Consider the following 15,239-nt stretch of genomic DNA (forward strand, 5'->3'; position numbering starts at 1 on the left):
TGAACTCGGGATCAGGGTCCGCGCCAACGTAGCGGATCTGTGACCCATTGCATAGCACCTGGATGAAACGCTTTAGCGGGACGTTGCCGGCCACTCAGTCCCGCCCGCGCACCCAGCCCGTCCCGCCGGTGAGGTCCAGCGCGTGCGGCAGGGGCGTGCCGTAGCGATGGTTCGTGGCGCTGATCGCCTGCTCGTGCAGGAAGGGCAGGAGCTCGACCCGGCCGCTGGCCACGACGGCGCCGGTGAACAGAGCCACCTCGATGTGCTCGGCGAGCGCCGCGCGCAGCGCCGCGTCGGCCGTGCCCAGCAGACGGATCCGTGCCTGGCGCAGGCCGCCGACGGATGCCGCGAAGGCCTCCGCGTCCTGTGTGGTCACCGGGACACCGGCGGAGCGAGCCACCGCGGTCAGCGCCGGATCGGCGACGGAGACCTCGATCTCGGCGTCGACGGTGGCCGCGGCGTGGAGCACGCGCTCGAGCTCGTGCGGGTTTGTGCCGGATGCCGCCCGCACCATGACCGGCAGCGGCAGGTGGCGCAGCACGTTGATCTCGCCGTGCAGGTCCTGCGCATCGCGCGGGGCGAAGGTGGTCGCCCAGTGCTCGCGGTCGGAGTGGCGTGCCTCGGCCAGCCAGGCCTCCGGGTCCGCCCCGACGGCGGGCACGTCGGGACCGTCGGCCCAGTCCATGAGGTGCACCAGGTAGTGGGGCCCGCCGGCCTTCGCGGTCTGACCGATCGCCGAGCGCTTCCACCCGCCGAAGGGCTGGCGCTCCACGATCGCGCCGGTGATGCCGCGGTTGACGTACAGGTTGCCGGCCTCGACGTGCTCGCTCCACCAGGCGATCTCCGCCGGTTCGAGGGAGTGCAGGCCCGCGGTGAGCCCGTAGGCGGTGCCGTTCTGGATCCGCACCGCCTCCTCGAGGGTGTCGGCATGGATCACACCGAGCACGGGGCCGAAGTACTCGGTGCGATGGAAGGGCGATCCCTCGGCGACCCCGGTGCGCACCCCGGGGGAGTAGAGCCGGCCCTCTTCGTCGAGCTGCTGCGGACGGGAGAGCCAGACCTCGCCGTCGCCCAGCTCGGTCAGTCCCGCGCGGAGCTTCTCCCCGGGCGGTTCGACGAGGGGTCCCATCTGCACCGTCGGATCCGTCGGCTCGCCCACGTGGAGGCTGAGCACGGCGTCGGCGAGCTGGGCGGAGAAGCGCCGGGAGGTCGTCACCGAGCCCACCGTGATGACGAGCGAGGCCGCCGAGCACTTCTGTCCGGCGTGGCCGAAGGCGCTCGCGGCCACGTCCCGGGCGGCCAGGTCCAGATCCGCCTGCGGCGTCACGACGATCGCATTCTTCCCGCTGGTCTCGGCGAGGATCCGCAGCGCAGGACGCCAGCGGGCGAACAGCGCCGCGGTGTCGGAGGCGCCGGTGAGGATCAGCTGGTCCACGCGGGGATCGGAGATCAGCGCGCGGCCGACCTCGTCCTCCTCGACGTCGACCAGCGTTAGCACCCCCTCGGGCACGCCCGCCTCGTGCAGGAGCCGTCCCAGCAGGGCGCCGCAGCGGATCGCCTGCGGAGCGGGCTTCATGATCACGGCGCTGCCGGTCACCAGAGCGGCGAGCGCTCCGCCGGTGGGGATCGCGACCGGGAAGTTCCACGGCGGAGCCACCAGGGTCAGGGGGCGCGGGGTACTGCGGAGATCGCCGCGCGCCGCGAGACGCTCGGCCTGCTCCGCGTAATGGAGGGCGAAGTCGATCGCCTCGCTGACCTCCGGATCGCCCTGCTCGAGGGTCTTGCCGGTCTCGGAGGCCATCACCTCGAGCAGCTCGGCGCGGTGGGCCGCGAGCACCCTGGCGGCGCGGCGCAGCACGAGCGCGCGCTTCTCGACGCCCAGGGCCGCCCAGGCGGTCCGCGCCTCCAGCGCCCGTGCGATCGCGCCGTCGATCGCCTCGGCGGTCCCGAGCCGGGCCGCCTCCGCCTCCGCCCGCCCCAGCTCCGAGCCGCGGATGCGATGGGTGACCTGCGCGGCCCACTCCTGGTTCGCGGGGGTGGACAGGTCGGTGTCGGGGGTGTTGCGGAAGGCGCCCGGCACGGCGGGCAGCGCCGGGCTGCCCAGCGGGAGCATCCCGTCACAGCCGATCGTCTCCGCTCCGCGGTCCTGGATCCGGTGCGTGCTCGGGGAGGATTCCTGCAGCGCGCGGACCAGGGCGCGGGAGAAGCGCTCCCGCTCCCGGTCGAACAGCTCCACCGAGCTCTCCAGCTCGAAGGCGGCGGAGAGGAAGTTCTCGCTCGAGGCGTTCTCCTCGAGACGCCGCACCAGATACGAGACCGCGACGTCGAAATGCTGGGGGTGGACGATCGGCACGTACAGCCGCATGGTCCCGGTGGCCTCCCGCACCACGGCCTGCTGCCCGGGCGCCATCCCGGCGAGCATCTCGAACTCGACGCCGTGGCCGGGGCCGGCGGGGATGCCCCGCTCGCGCATCAGCAGATGGGCGAAGGCGACGTCGAAGAGGTTGTGACCCGCCACCCCCACGTGGACCGCCTCCAGACGCTCCGGGTCCAGGGCCTCCAGCAGCATCCGCTTGTACTGCGCGTCGGTCTCCTCCTTGCTGTGCAGCGGAGCCTGCGGCCACCCGTGCACCGCGGCGTCCACCCGCTCCATGGGGAGATTCGCGCCCTTGACCAGGCGCACCTTGATCGGGGCCCCGCCGGCGGCGACCCGGCGCTCGGCGAAGCGACGCAGTCGCGCCATCGCCGAGGGGCCGTCCGGGAGGTAGGCCTGCAGCACGATGCCGGCGGGGAGGTGCGCGAGCTCCGGGCGGTCCAGCAGCTTTTCGAAGACCTGCAGCGTGAGCTCGAGGTCCCGGTACTCCTCCATGTCCATCGTCAGGAGGGTGGGGTGCTCCGCGCGGGCGGCGTCGAGATAGAGCGGAAGCAGCGTCTCGACGATGTGGTCGACCGTCTCGGAGGCCGCCCACAGCGGCAGGTGGTCCACCACCGAGGACACCTTGATCGATGCATAGTCGACGTCCGGCCGGGCGACGAGCTCGCGGACGCCCTGGAGGCGCCGCGCGGCCTCCTGCGCGCCGAGCACCGCCTCGCCGAGGAGGTTGATGTTCAGCCGTGTGCCATCGGCGCTGAGGCGGGCGATCGCACTGGTCAGCGGTGCGGGACGGGCATCGAGGATGAGATGGGAGACCAGCCGGCGCATCGTGGTCCGGGCGGTGGGGACCACCATCGAGGGCACCAGGTGCGAGGCGGTGCCGCCGAGGGCGACCACCCGGCGGAGGCCGCGGGGCAGGAACGCCGGCGGGTCCTGGGCCAGGCGGCGCAGCTCGACGGCGGCCGCGCGAGGATCCTCCGGGCGGATCACCCGGTCCACGAAGGCGAGGGTGAAGGCGAGCCCGGCGGGATCCCTCAGCAGATCGGAGAGCAGCTTCGCGGAGCCGGGCACGGGACGGGTGGCGGCGGCCTGGGCCCAGGTGCGCACCTGCTCCGCGACGTCCTCGACGGTCACGGAGGTGGCCAGGTGCGGATCGGGCAGGAGCTGCCCGGGGGATGACGGGGACAACGGGGGTCTTCTCCTCCCTCACCGCGCAGTGCTGCGCGACGCGTGAACTGGTCAGCGCGGGCGACCTCGCCCTCGCTCCTGATCGTACGACCCGGCGGACCGCTGCGGGGTCCGCGGGGCCGGTCGGGTCCGGACCGCTCGGTCGGCGCGCTCCCGGTGCGGCGCCGGTCCTGTGGCACGATGCGTGGCACCACCGGACGACCCCTGGAGGCAGAGATGAAGAAGCTCGTTTTCCTGGCAGGACTGGCCATCGGCTTCGTGATCGGCTCCCGTGCCGGTCGCAGCCCCTACGAGTCCCTCGAGCGCACCGCCCGACAGGTCGCCGACGACCCCGAGGTCCAGCGGCGCACCGCCCAGGCGCGCGACACCGCACGACGCGTCGCGCACGACACCGCCGGTGCCGTGAAGGAGAAGGCGCCGGGTGTGGCCTCGAGCGTCACCGAGACCGTCTCGGGTGCGGCGAGCTCCGTCACGGAGCGCGTGGCAGGCGGCTCCGAGGAGACCGATCCGGGGCCCAGCGACACGGCCGGCGGTGACGGGGTGGTGAGCGAGGGCAGGCCGCTCAGCTCGTGAGCGAGGAACGACGTCGTGGGCGCCGGATCAGAAGGAGTCCATGACGCTGGGCCGCGGACCGGCCAGCAGCGCGTCGAAGAACCCTTCCGCGGCGGGATCGGCGCTCGCGGCGAGACCGAGCCGACGGGCGTCGGCGAGGGTGCGCCCGCCCGCCAGCAGCAGGGAGGCAGCGTGCACGTCCACGCGGATCTCCCCGAGGAGGGCCCCGCCGGCATCGGCGGTGCCCTCCTCGACGTCGATGCGACCGTCGGCCGCCGAGACGAGGTAGGTCCCCGCGGCCCGGCAGGTGCCCGCGGGGACCGTGCCGTCCTCGACCACCAGGCGGACCGCGCCCCGCGACCCCGGGGGTGCGGGCCGGGAGCGCAGGGCGCCGGCGGTGTCGATCACGCGCATCATCACCAAGGGCACCGGGCCGGTGTCCGGGCGCGCGCCGCCGCCGGGCAGCGCATCGAGCACCGGGTCCTCGGTGCGCAGGCGGAGGCGGACCCGCTCGGTGACCGTCGACCACGAGCCCAGCGAGCGCAGGAGCGCCAGGCGGTCCTCGCGATCGGTCCCCATCAGCTCGTGCACCTCGAGACCGATCCCGTCCGCAGCGCCGCTGCGTCGCGTCCAGGACAGGTACCCGCGATCGGTGCCGTGCTCGTCCTCGAGCAGCATCGCCGCCCAGCCGCCGCCGGGCATCCCCGTGCCGAACAGCGGACCCTCGCGGCGCAGCATGCCGTTGTCCTCGGCGCTGAGCCGGTGGTGGAGGTCCCGGAGCCGCGGCATGGTCGCCTCGGTGACGGGGACCGGGCGGCGCCCGGGGACGGCTCGGATCCGCTGCAGGTCCACGAGCGGCACGACGAGGGACTCGACCCGCGCGACCACCTGGTAGCCCAGCGCGCGGTAGATCGCGGGGTTCGAGGGGTAGAGCATCGACAGAGGCAGGTCCTCGGCGTCACAGCGCGCGATGACCGCGGTCAGCAGCTCGCGGAACAGGCCGTCGCCGCGATGCGCCGGGTGCACGGCGAGCCCGCCGATCCCCCCGCAGCCGGCGGTGCCGCCGCCCAGGGCTATGCGGTCGTGGCGGATCTCCGCCGCCGCGGCGAGCACACCCTCCTGGCCGCCGGGCAGGGGAGCGGAGTCGATGCCCAGGGCCGTCACCCCGGGGGAGAGCTCCGAGGGCACGGCGCCGGGATCGAAGGAGCCTCCGAAGGCCTGGGAGGTGAGCATCCCGTAGGCGTGGAGGTCAGCGGAGAGGAGGTCGCGGACGGGCATGGGAGCGAGTCTAGGCTGGGCGGTGCCGCGCGAGGTCCCCGCCGGCCCCTGTTGCATACTTGCTTCGCACATCCGCCGATGCGCAACTCGCCGATGAGGAGGAATCGTGAGCCGTGACCGCGACGCGGGGAACGCTCCGCGCTCCCGTGCCCGGAAGCCCCTGACCCGGTCCAACAGTGCACAGCGCTCGGCCCGCGAGAAGCTCTCCCGGCGGCTCGCCGCCGGCGACCCGCGCAGCGACCAGGACCCGCAGCGGCGGATCCCCGTGGGCCTGTCCACCTCCTCCGTCTTCCCGGCCGGGGTAGAGGTGGGCTTCCGTCTGGCCCGCGAGCTGGGCTACGACGGCATGGAGGTCATGGTGTCCTATCCCCGGGACAGCCAGGACCCCGCGCTGCTGCGCGAGTACGTCGAGCGCTACGAGATGCCGATCCTCTCTCTGCACGCCCCCACGCTGTTCTTCCTCCAGGGGCTGTGGGGCCGGGACAACTGGATCAAGATCGAGCGCACGGTGCAGATCGCCCGGGAGCTGGAGGTGCCCACCGTCGTCGCGCATCCGCCGTTCCGGTGGCAGGGGCGATACGCGCGCGAGTTCGTCGAGGGCGTCGCCGCGCTCGAGGAGCAGTACGGCATCGCGATCGCGGTGGAGAACATGTACCCGTGGCGGCTGGGCGTGCGGGAGCTGCTGAACTACCTGCCCGATCACGACCCCACCGACGAGGACTACGCCCATGTCACCGTCGACCTCTCCCACGCCGCAACCGCCGGCGACGACGCCCTGGAGATGATCGAGCGGCTCGGGGACCGGCTGACCCACCTGCACCTGGCCGACGGCTCCGGCAACACCACCAAGGACGAGCACCTGCCTCCGGGCGAGGGGAACCAGCCCTGCGCGGAGGTGCTCCGGCGCCTGGCCAACCGCGGCTGGGAGGGCTCGGTCCTGCTCGAGGTCACCACCAGCTCGAACCCGGACAAGCGCGAGCAGACGCTCCGGCAGTGCCTGGATTTCGCACGCCATCACCTGGGCCACCATCTCGACGCCGACAGCTCCGCCCAGGACGTGGGATCGAACACCCCCGCAGGGCGTCCGCAGGAGCAGGTGGGAGAATGACGCTCGCATGGTCCCGACCCGTCGCGGCCCCGCGTCCCCTTCCCGGACCGCCGGTGTGCACGAGCCCCGGAGCTCATGCGACGACGAGAACTTCACGGAACTGACGAGGTAGCGCACGCAGATGGGGAACGGCAACACAGGGATCGTCCACGCGAACACGAGCCTGCTGGCGGTCGAGATGACCCTGCCGCAGGTGACCGTCACCTCGGAGGAGATCGACGAGATGCTCTCCCCGGCCCGCAAGCGGCTGCGCCTGCCCAAGGGGGTGCTGCAGCGCGTCGCGGGCGTGTACGAGCGCCGCTGGTGGCAGGACCGCGAGAACGGCTGGAAGCAGGGCGTCGTCCTCGCTGCGGAGCGCGCCATGGCCAAGGCCGGCATCATGCGCGACCAGGTGGGGCTGATGATCAACGCCTCCGTCTCCCGCCAGCATCTCGAGCCCGCGGTCTCCACCGGGATCCACCACTCCCTGGGCATGCCCAGCAGCTGCATGAACTTCGACATCACCAACGCCTGCCTCGGCTTCGTCAACGCGATGACGATGGCCGCGGCGATGATCGACTCGGGGCAGATCCGGTACGCCCTGATCGTCGGCGCGGAGGACGTCGAGGAGGTCCAGCGCGGAACGATCGACCGCATCAACGCCAAGAACTCCACCCGCGCGGACTTCAACAACCAGTTCGCGTCCCTGACCCTCGGCTCCGGCGCCGCCGCCGCCGTCCTGGGCCCGGCCGACGCCCACCCCGAGGGGCACCGGCTGAAGCACACCCAGTCCCGCGCCGGCACCGAGCACCACGAGCTGTGCGTGGCGAACATGCAGGACATGCGGACCGACTCCGCCGGCCTGCTCGAGAACGGCATCCAGCTCATCCTGGACACCTGGAAGGGGGCCAACGAGTCCGGATTCGACTTCAAGAACCTCGACGTCGTCATCCCGCACCAGGTCTCCTCCGTCTACATCCGCAACTTCTCGAAGATCACGGGCGTGCCGATGGAGCACATCCCCGTCACCCTCGCGGACTGGGGCAATGTCGCGGCCGAGGCGGTGCCGATGACGCTCGCGCACGCGCAGAACGACATCCAGCGCGGTCAGAGGGTGCTGCTGATGGGAGTCGGCTCCGGTCTGAACACGGCGATGATGGAGGTCCAGTGGTGAGCACCACGAGCAGCACGGGGCGCCGCCGCGCCGAGGTTCCCGAGATCCCGTCGATGCCCGGGGTCGACTCCCGGCTGCACCGCACCGTCGAGGTGCGCGACCACACCGGCGAGTTGCGCCGCTGGCACCTGCTGGACTCCGCGCCGCTGCTGGCCGAGCGCGGCATCACGCCGCGCGGCACGCTGCTGGCCGTGCACGGCAACCCCACCTACTCCTTCCTCTTCCGCTCCCTGGTGCGAGGCGACATCCCCTGGCGCGTCGTCGCCGTGGACCAGCTGGAGATGGGCTGGTCCGAGCGCACGGGCGTCCGCCGCCGCTACCAGGACCGGGTCACCGACCTCTCGATGCTCACCGATGCGCTGTCGCTGCGCGGCCCGGTGGTGACCGTCGGCCACGACTGGGGCGGGCTGATCTCCTCGGGCTGGGCGCTGGACAACCGCCACGACCTCGCCGGGATGATCCTCACCAACACCGGTGTCCACCAGCAGCTCGAGGAGGCGCTGCCCCGGGCCCTGCAGCTCGCGACCGCGCCCGGTTTCCGCGGCGCCTCCACCGCGCTGACCGACACCTTCCTGCGGGTCACCCTCGGCCTGTCCGGAGACGCGATCTCGCCCGAGGTGCGGGAGGCCTACCTCGCCCCGTACCGCACCCGCGCCCGCCGCCAGGGCATCGACCAGTTCGTGGCCGACATCCCCGCGCGCGCCGAGCACCCCTCCCGGCCCACGCTCGAGCGCGTCGCCGAGGGGCTCACGGACCTGACGGTCCCCACCCTCCTGGCCTGGGGGCCCAAGGACATCACCTTCTCCGACCGCTTCCTGCGGGACCTGATCCGGCGCGTCCCGCACGCGGACGTCCACCGCTTCGAGAACACCTCCCACCTGGTGTGGGAGGAGGCCGACGTCGCCGGACTGGTCGCGACCTGGCTCGAGGCGACCTTCGGCACCGCCGAGGCGCCGCGCACCGAGGGGCCGGTCCGCCGTCCCGTCTCCGCCGCCGCGGAGCCCGCACCGGAGCGGCACATCGGCGATCCGATCGGCCGCCTCGCGGCCGATCCGCAGCACGCCCATCGGCCGGCCGTCGTGGAGCTGGGTGCCGAGGACGGCGAGCCCCGCGAGATCTCCTGGTCGCTGCTGCACCGCCGGGTCGAGGACATCGCCGCCGGACTCCAGGGCCACGGTGTGCGCCCCGGGGACCGGGTCAGCGTGCTCATCTCCCCCGGCGCGGATCTCACCGGCGTGCTGTACGCCTGCTTCCGCCTCGGGGCCGTCGCCGTCATCGCCGACGCCGGGCTCGGGATGCAGGGGCTGACCCGTGCGGTGGTCGGCTCCCATCCGGACTGGCTGATCGGCATCGACAAGGCCCTCCTGGGCGCCCGCGCACTGGGCTGGCCCGGCCGGCGGATCAGCGTCAAGCAGCTGCCCACCGTGGATCGCCGCGCCCTCGGCGTGGAGACCTCGATCGCCGAGCTCGCCCGCTCCGGCGCCCTCATGCGGGACCTCGGAGCACCGCTGGACGTCCCCCACCCCGCGCCGGACGCCGACGCGGCGATCCTGTTCACCTCCGGCTCGACCGGCCCCGCCAAGGGGGCCGTGTACACCCACCGCCAGCTGGGAGCGATGTTCACCGCCGTGGGGGACACCCTCGACCTGGCGCCCGAGCGCGGCCTGGTGGCGGGCTTCGCACCCTTCGCCCTGCTGGGACCTGCGCTCGGTGCGCCGACGGTGGTCCCGGACATGGACATCACCCGTCCCGGGGAGCTCAGCGCCCCGGCACTGGCCGCGGCCGTGGCCGCCCTGGGCCGTCCGGCCGTGTTCACCGCGCCCGCCGCGCTGCGGAACATCCTGGACACCGCCGACCAGCTCGACGCGAGCGGCCGGGCCGCACTGGCCGGGGCCGCGAGCTTCTTCTCCGCCGGCGCGCCGATCCCGGCCCCCCTGCTGGCCCGGCTCCGCACCCTCATGCCCGAGACCCGTGCGCTGACCCCCTACGGCATGACCGAGTGTCTCGCCGTCACGGCGATCGACCTCGAGGGCATCGAGGAGGCGGGGGAGGGCTCCGGCGTGTGCGTCGGCACCCCCGTGCCGCGGGTCGAGGTGGCGATCGCCGTGATGGACGCGGAGGGACGCACCTCCGGCGAGATCACGGACCGGGCCGGCGAGAGCGGCGAGATCCTGGTCCGCGCCCCGCACGTGCGCGACCGCTACCTCATGCTCTGGGGCACCACCCACGAGTCCATGCGCTTCCCGGGATGGCACGCCACCGGCGACGTGGGCCATCTCGACGCGAACGGCCGGCTCTGGGTCGAGGGCCGCGCCGCCCACGTCCTCGCCACGGCCGACGGGCTGTTCACCCCGGTCCGGATCGAGGAGGCCGCCGAGGCGGTGCCGACCGTCCGGCGTGCCGGAGCGGCCGCCGTCGGCCCCCGCGGCACCCAGCAGGTCGTCGTGATCCTCGAGACCGAGGACGACTACCGTCCCGGCCGGGCCGGGCGGCCCCGACCGGCGGAGCCGTCCCTGCAGGAGGCCGTGCGGCGCAGCGTGCACGAGCGGGCGGGCGCCGAGGTGGTCGCGGTGTTCACCACCCGCTGCCTGCCCACCGACATCCGCCACAACTCGAAGATCGACCGCGCGGCCCTGTCGCGCTGGTCCTCGCAGACGCTGCGGGGCGAGCGGGCGGACGCCCTGTGAGTGCGCCGACGATCCTGGTCACCGGTGCCTCGGGGCTGCTGGGCGGTGCAGTGGCGACCACCCTGCGCGACCGCGGCGCCACCGTGCGCGCCTTCCAGCGCCGCCCCGCCGGGATCGAGGGCGTCGAGGACGTGCAGGGCTCCCTGACCGAGGCGGAGGACGTGCGGCGTGCCGTCGCCGGCGCCGATGCGGTCATCCATCTCGCCGCGAAGGTCTCCATCTCCGGCCCCGAGAGCGAGTACCGCGCGATCAACATCGACGGCACCCGGCACGTGCTGGACGCGCTGCGGGTCGGTGGCGGCGGCGCGCTGGTGAACGTGTCCTCGCCGTCGGTCGCCCATCTGGGCCGTGCGATCGTGGGCCTCGACGCCACCCCGGCGGATCCCGAGCGCGCCCGCGGACCGTACTCGCGCACGAAGGCCGCGGCCGAGCTGCTGGCCATGGAGGCCGACGGCACCGACGACCTGCTGGTCACCTCGATCCGACCCCATGTGGTGTGGGGCCCGGGCGACACCCAGCTGGTGGGCCGGATCGTGGACCGGGCGCGCAGCGGCCGGCTGCCGCTGCTGGACCAGGGGATGGCCCTCATCGACACCACCTACGTCACCAATGCCGCCGAGGCGATCGTGGCCGCCTGGGACCGCATCGAGGACGTCCACGGCGAGAGCTTCGTGGTCTCCAACGGTGAGCCGCGCACCGTCCGCGACGTCTTCGGCGGCTGGTGCGACGCCGCGGGGGTGCCGCGGCCGCGCCTGCGGATCCCCGGCAGCGCCGCTCGCCTCGCCGGACGCGCCATCGAGCGCATCTGGGAGCGGCGCCCCGGCCACGACGAGCCGCCGATGACCGAGTTCCTCGCCGAGCAGATGTCCACCGCGCACTGGTTCGACCAGCGCCGCACCCGCGAGCGCCTGCAGTGGACGCCGCGGGTGAGCATGGACGAGGGCAACGCCCGCCTGGCCGCCTGGTTCCGCGAGCATCCCGTCCGCTGACTCCTGCCCGATCCCTCCGCACGGAAGATCACGGTGCCCTGATGAGCGACTCCTCCTCGAACGACGCGACCTCCTCGCCCGAGGAGGAGGCCGCGCTGCTCGCCGAGATCGATGCGGAGATCGCCGCCGAGCGGGCCTCCGTCCGGCGCGCGCCGGCGCGCCTCACGGGGCTCGTGCTGCTCGTGGGCGCGCTGGTGGGCTGGATCGCCGCGCTCGAGCTGCAGGTGGGCAAGGAGTACCTGCTCGCGAATCCGGGCGCCAGCCTCGCGTGCGATGTGAACCCCTTCATCTCCTGCGGCAGCGTGATGATGACCTGGCAGTCCCACGCGCTCGGCATCCCCAACATGGCCATCGGCCTGGCCGGCTTCGCGATCATGGGGGTGGTCGGCGCGCTCATGCTCTCGGGCACTGCGCTGCCCACCTGGTTCCGCTGGGCGCGGCTGGGCGGGATGACCTTCGCCTTCGGCTACGTGCACTTCCTCGCGATCTCCGCGATCTTCGTGATCCGGGCGCTGTGCCCGTGGTGCATGGTGGTCTGGACGGTCACCGCGCCGATGTTCTTCGCGACCCTGGCGCACACCCTCGAGAGCGGGGACCTGACCCTCCCGCGGCCGCTCGCCGCGGTGCTGCGCCGCTGGGTGCTCCTCACCCTCGCCTGGTACCTGCTGGTGCTGCTGGTCATCCTCGCGGCCTTCTGGCGTCAGTGGCTCGTGGTCCTCGGTCTCGGCTGACACCTCGCGTCTCCCGCCACCGTTCCTCCCCAGCGGGCGGTCGTCCCCAGCGCGCGATGCGGCGGTGAGCGCCGCGGCGATGCCCGCCTAGGGTCCCGGACATGGGAGCACGGTCTGGAGCAGCCGGGACGGGACGAGGTCGCAGCGGGCGGCACCGCCGCCGCCCCCTGCCGGCGCCGTCGGCGTCCTCGCTGATCGGGATCGCGGTGCTGGTCCTTCTCGCCCTGGGGGCGCTCCACCTCTCCACCACCGGCTCCGCGGTGCCGCTGGATGCGACGACACCGAGCGCCGCGGAGGAGGCCACGACCGGTCCGCCCCCGGACGATCCCGAGGAGACCGAGAGCCCGGAGCCCCCGAGCGGCGAGCTGGTGGTGCACGTCTCCGGCGCGGTCGCCTCCCCGGGTGTGGTCCGCCTCCCCGCCGGTTCCCGCGTCGACGATGCCCTGCAGGCGGCGGGCGGGGCCACCGAGGAGGCCGACCTGGCGGCGGTGAACCTCGCGCGGCCCCTGGCCGACGGCGAGCAGGTCCACCTCCCGCGTCCCGGCGAGGAGCCGCCGCCCGCGCCGGATCCCTCCGCGCCGGGTGATGCCGGCGGCGAGGGGCCGGAGATCGACCTCAACACCGCCGGCGCCGCCGAGCTCGAGGAGCTCCCCGGGGTGGGCCCCGCGCTCGCCCGGCGCATCATCGAGCACCGCGAGGGGAACGGCCCCTTCACCGCGGTGGACGATCTGCTCGAGGTGTCCGGGATCGGTCCCGCGACCCTCGAGGAGATCCGGGGACGGGCCGTGGTGTGACCCGCGCCGACCTCCGCCTCCTCCCGGCCGCCACCTGCCTGTGGGGTCTCGCCGTGCTCGGGATCACGGCGGGCACCGCCGCGGCCGTTGCCGGCGGTGCCGTGCTGCTCGCCCTCGCCCTCACCGCGGTCACCCTCGCCGCCCGCCCCGGCACCCGTCGCGGGATCCTCGCGCACGTGGGTCTGCTCGCCCTCGCCGGGACGCTCCTGGTCCCCGCCCTCGCACGCCACGGCGCTACCGAGGAGGTGCTCGACCAGGCGATCTCCGAGGATCTCGTGGTCGAGCTCCAGGTCATCGCCGCCGCGGACCCCGCAGCCCCGCGCAGCGGCCCCTCCTGGGCCCGGGACGGGATGTCGATGCGGTCCCGCACCGCGGCCAGCCCCGCCCGGCTGGGCCGGGACCGGGCGGAGCTGCCCGCCTCCCTCTCAGTGCTGGTGCGCGCCGACGGCGACGCCGCGAGCGACCTGGCCCGCGTCCGCGATGGCGACGGAGCGCGAGTGCGCGGCACGCTGGACCGCAGCGGATCCCTGCTCGTCCTGCGCGCCACCGAGGTCCACCTGCTGTCCTCCTCGGACGCCGCCGGCCGCGCGCAGGACGCCCGCCATGCCCTGCGCGAGCAGGCCCGCGACGCCACCTCGCACCTCCCCGCCGACGAGGCCGCACTGGTCCGCGGGATGACCAGCGGCGACACCAGCGGGATGACGGAGCGGACCGAGGAGATCATGCGCCGGGCGGGCCTCACGCATCTCGTCGCCGTCTCCGGGGCGAACATCGCGCTCGTCCTGGCCGCGGTCCTCGGGCCGCTGCTGCTGGCCGGGGTCCGCCGCCGTCCTCGCCTGCTGGCCGGTGCGGCGGCCGTGGCCGGGTACGTGTGGCTGGTGGGCGACGAGCCGAGCGTGCAGCGCGCCGCCACCATGGCGGTGCCGCTGCTGGCCGCCCGCTTCGCCGGGGTGCGCGCCTCACCGGTGGCGGCTCTCGCCCTGACGGTCGCCCTGTGGTCCGTGCTGGACCCGGTGACCGCGGCCTCCGTCGGCTTCCTCCTCAGCGCCCTCGCCACCGCCGCGATCCTGCTGGCCGCACCGCCTCTGGCCACCGCGCTCACCGAGACCAGCGGCGGGCGCCTGGGCCGCACCCCCGCTCTCGTCCTCGCGGTGCCGCTCGTGGCCCAGCTGGCGTGCACCCCGCTGCTGATCCTGCTGGCCCCGGAGGTCTCCCTCTGGGCGGTGCCCGCCAACGTGCTGGTGGCCCCGCTGGTGGGATCGGTGACCGTGCTGGGGCTGCTCGCCCTGCTGCTCGGGATGCTCTGGCCGCCCCTCGCCGTCGCCCTGAACTCGCTGGCCGCCGGAGGAGCGCACCTCGTGCTGCTCGTCGCCCGCACCGCCGATGCGCTCCCGGGGTCCCGCATCGGCGTCCCGACGGGAGCGCTCGGCGCCCTGCTCGCCGTCGCGGTGCTGGTGCTCGCCGCGGCCGCGGTCGCCGCGCGCCGGGTGCGCGCGGTGCGCTGGGCGAGCGCGGCCCTGCTGGTCGTGGCCCTCGCCCCGGGGATCGGGCGGTGGCTGCCGCTGGCGCCGGCGCCGCCCTGGATCCTGGCCGCCTGCGCGGTGGGACAGGGGGACGCGGTGCTGCTGCGACCGGCGGTCGCCTCCGCGTCCCCGCGCGCGGCTCCCACCGTCCTGCTCGACACCGGTCCCGACCCCGCCCTGCTGCGCGAGTGCCTCGACCGGCTGCAGGTGCAGGAGATCGACCTGCTCGTGCTCACCCATCCTCACCGCGACCACACCGGGGGTCGCGCGGCGCTCACCGGCTCCCGCGCACCGTCCCAGCAGTGGATCTGCCCGTTGCCGGGGGCCTCACGGGACGCGCTCGGGGGAGTCCCCGCCGTGGTCGCGTCCACGGGCAGCACCTGGCGGCGCCCCGGGCTCGCCCTCCGCGTGCTGTGGCCGCCCTCCGCCGAGGCCGCGCAGCGCGCGCACGCGGCGGAGCAGAGCGCGGGGGAGGGCGACGGCGCCAACGCCTGCTCGGTCGTCGTCGAGGCCATCTGGGAGGACGGCACGCGCCTGGTCTCCCTCGGCGACCTGGAGCCCGCCGCCCAGGAGGAGGTGACCGCGCTGGGCCCCGGCACGGCGGACATCGTCAAGGTCGCCCATCACGGATCCCGCTTCCAGCACGCCCCGCTCTACCGCCGGCTGGACCCCGGGCTCGCCCTGATCACCGTGGGGCGCGAGAACACCTTCGGCCACCCCACCGACGAGCTGCTGGATCTCCTGGAGGAGACGGGGGCCCAGCAGCTGCGCACCGATGTGCACGGCACGGTGGTGCTGCCCGCCGCGGACCGGGGCACGGCCCGGAGCGTCGGCCCGGCCCGATAGGATCGTCCAGGTCCCC

Annotated in this window: 10 protein-coding genes; 8 read left to right on the forward strand and 2 right to left on the reverse strand. The window is 74.2% G+C overall.

The window, feature by feature from the left end:
- Window positions 1-94: 94 nt before the first annotated feature.
- Complete coding sequence (locus tag CXH06_RS09045) at window positions 95-3,562, reverse strand: bifunctional proline dehydrogenase/L-glutamate gamma-semialdehyde dehydrogenase (protein WP_114854857.1); 3,468 nt, start codon at window positions 3,560-3,562, stop codon at window positions 95-97.
- Window positions 3,563-3,778: 216 nt separating this feature from the next.
- Here CXH06_RS09045 and CXH06_RS09050 point away from each other — a divergent pair, with 216 nt between their 5' ends.
- Window positions 3,779-4,135, forward strand: a complete 357-nt coding sequence (locus tag CXH06_RS09050) for a hypothetical protein (protein WP_114854858.1) — start codon at window positions 3,779-3,781, stop codon at window positions 4,133-4,135.
- 27 nt (window positions 4,136-4,162) lie between these two features.
- Here CXH06_RS09050 and eis read toward each other — a convergent pair whose 3' ends face one another.
- Entirely contained in the window at window positions 4,163-5,392 is a 1,230-nt protein-coding gene (gene eis, locus CXH06_RS09055; protein WP_114854859.1) for an enhanced intracellular survival protein Eis, read from the reverse strand.
- 106 nt (window positions 5,393-5,498) lie between these two features.
- On the opposite strand from eis, the gene CXH06_RS09060 reads away from it, so the two are divergent.
- From CXH06_RS09060 to CXH06_RS09090, 7 genes are all read left to right on the forward strand, one after another.
- A complete protein-coding gene (locus tag CXH06_RS09060; RefSeq protein WP_157975681.1) occupies window positions 5,499-6,500 on the forward strand; it encodes a sugar phosphate isomerase/epimerase in 1,002 nt (333 codons plus the stop codon).
- 121 nt (window positions 6,501-6,621) lie between these two features.
- Window positions 6,622-7,653 carry a 3-oxoacyl-ACP synthase III gene (locus CXH06_RS09065; RefSeq protein ID WP_114854861.1) on the forward strand — a complete coding sequence of 344 codons (1,032 nt, stop codon included), beginning with the start codon at window positions 6,622-6,624 and terminating at the stop codon, window positions 7,651-7,653.
- Between the two features lie 53 nt (window positions 7,654-7,706).
- Window positions 7,707-10,340: an alpha/beta fold hydrolase gene (locus CXH06_RS09070; protein ID WP_157975686.1), complete on the forward strand. Its 2,634-nt coding sequence runs from the start codon at window positions 7,707-7,709 to the stop codon at window positions 10,338-10,340.
- Window positions 10,337-11,329 carry an NAD(P)-dependent oxidoreductase gene (locus tag CXH06_RS09075; RefSeq protein ID WP_114854862.1) on the forward strand — a complete coding sequence of 331 codons (993 nt, stop codon included), beginning with the start codon at window positions 10,337-10,339 and terminating at the stop codon, window positions 11,327-11,329. Before CXH06_RS09070 ends, CXH06_RS09075 begins: the two co-directional genes overlap by 4 nt.
- Before the next feature lie 41 nt (window positions 11,330-11,370).
- Window positions 11,371-12,060, forward strand: a complete 690-nt coding sequence (locus tag CXH06_RS09080; RefSeq protein WP_114854863.1) for a vitamin K epoxide reductase family protein — start codon at window positions 11,371-11,373, stop codon at window positions 12,058-12,060.
- 101 nt (window positions 12,061-12,161) lie between these two features.
- On the forward strand, window positions 12,162-12,854 hold the full coding sequence (locus CXH06_RS09085; protein WP_114854864.1) for a ComEA family DNA-binding protein: 693 nt from the start codon (window positions 12,162-12,164) through the stop codon (window positions 12,852-12,854).
- A complete protein-coding gene (locus tag CXH06_RS09090) occupies window positions 12,851-15,223 on the forward strand; it encodes a ComEC/Rec2 family competence protein (protein WP_114854865.1) in 2,373 nt (790 codons plus the stop codon). Before CXH06_RS09085 ends, CXH06_RS09090 begins: the two co-directional genes overlap by 4 nt.
- Window positions 15,224-15,239: the final 16 nt, after the last annotated feature.

This window comes from Brachybacterium sp. YJGR34 (genome assembly GCF_003347015.1).
Taxonomy (GTDB): domain Bacteria; phylum Actinomycetota; class Actinomycetes; order Actinomycetales; family Dermabacteraceae; genus Brachybacterium.

Bases quoted from the DNA above. Each gene is read 5' to 3' on its own strand.
- CXH06_RS09080 (WP_114854863.1), top strand. From the start codon at position 11,371: ATGAGCGACTCCTCCTCGAACGACGCGACCTCCTCGCCCGAGGAGGAG.
- CXH06_RS09065 (WP_114854861.1), top strand. From the start codon at position 6,622: ATGGGGAACGGCAACACAGGGATCGTCCACGCGAACACGAGCCTGCTG.
- eis (WP_114854859.1), bottom strand. From the start codon at position 5,392: ATGCCCGTCCGCGACCTCCTCTCCGCTGACCTCCACGCCTACGGGATG.
- CXH06_RS09070 (WP_157975686.1), top strand. From the start codon at position 7,707: ATGCCCGGGGTCGACTCCCGGCTGCACCGCACCGTCGAGGTGCGCGAC.
- CXH06_RS09085 (WP_114854864.1), top strand. From the start codon at position 12,162: ATGGGAGCACGGTCTGGAGCAGCCGGGACGGGACGAGGTCGCAGCGGG.
- CXH06_RS09050 (WP_114854858.1), top strand. From the start codon at position 3,779: ATGAAGAAGCTCGTTTTCCTGGCAGGACTGGCCATCGGCTTCGTGATC.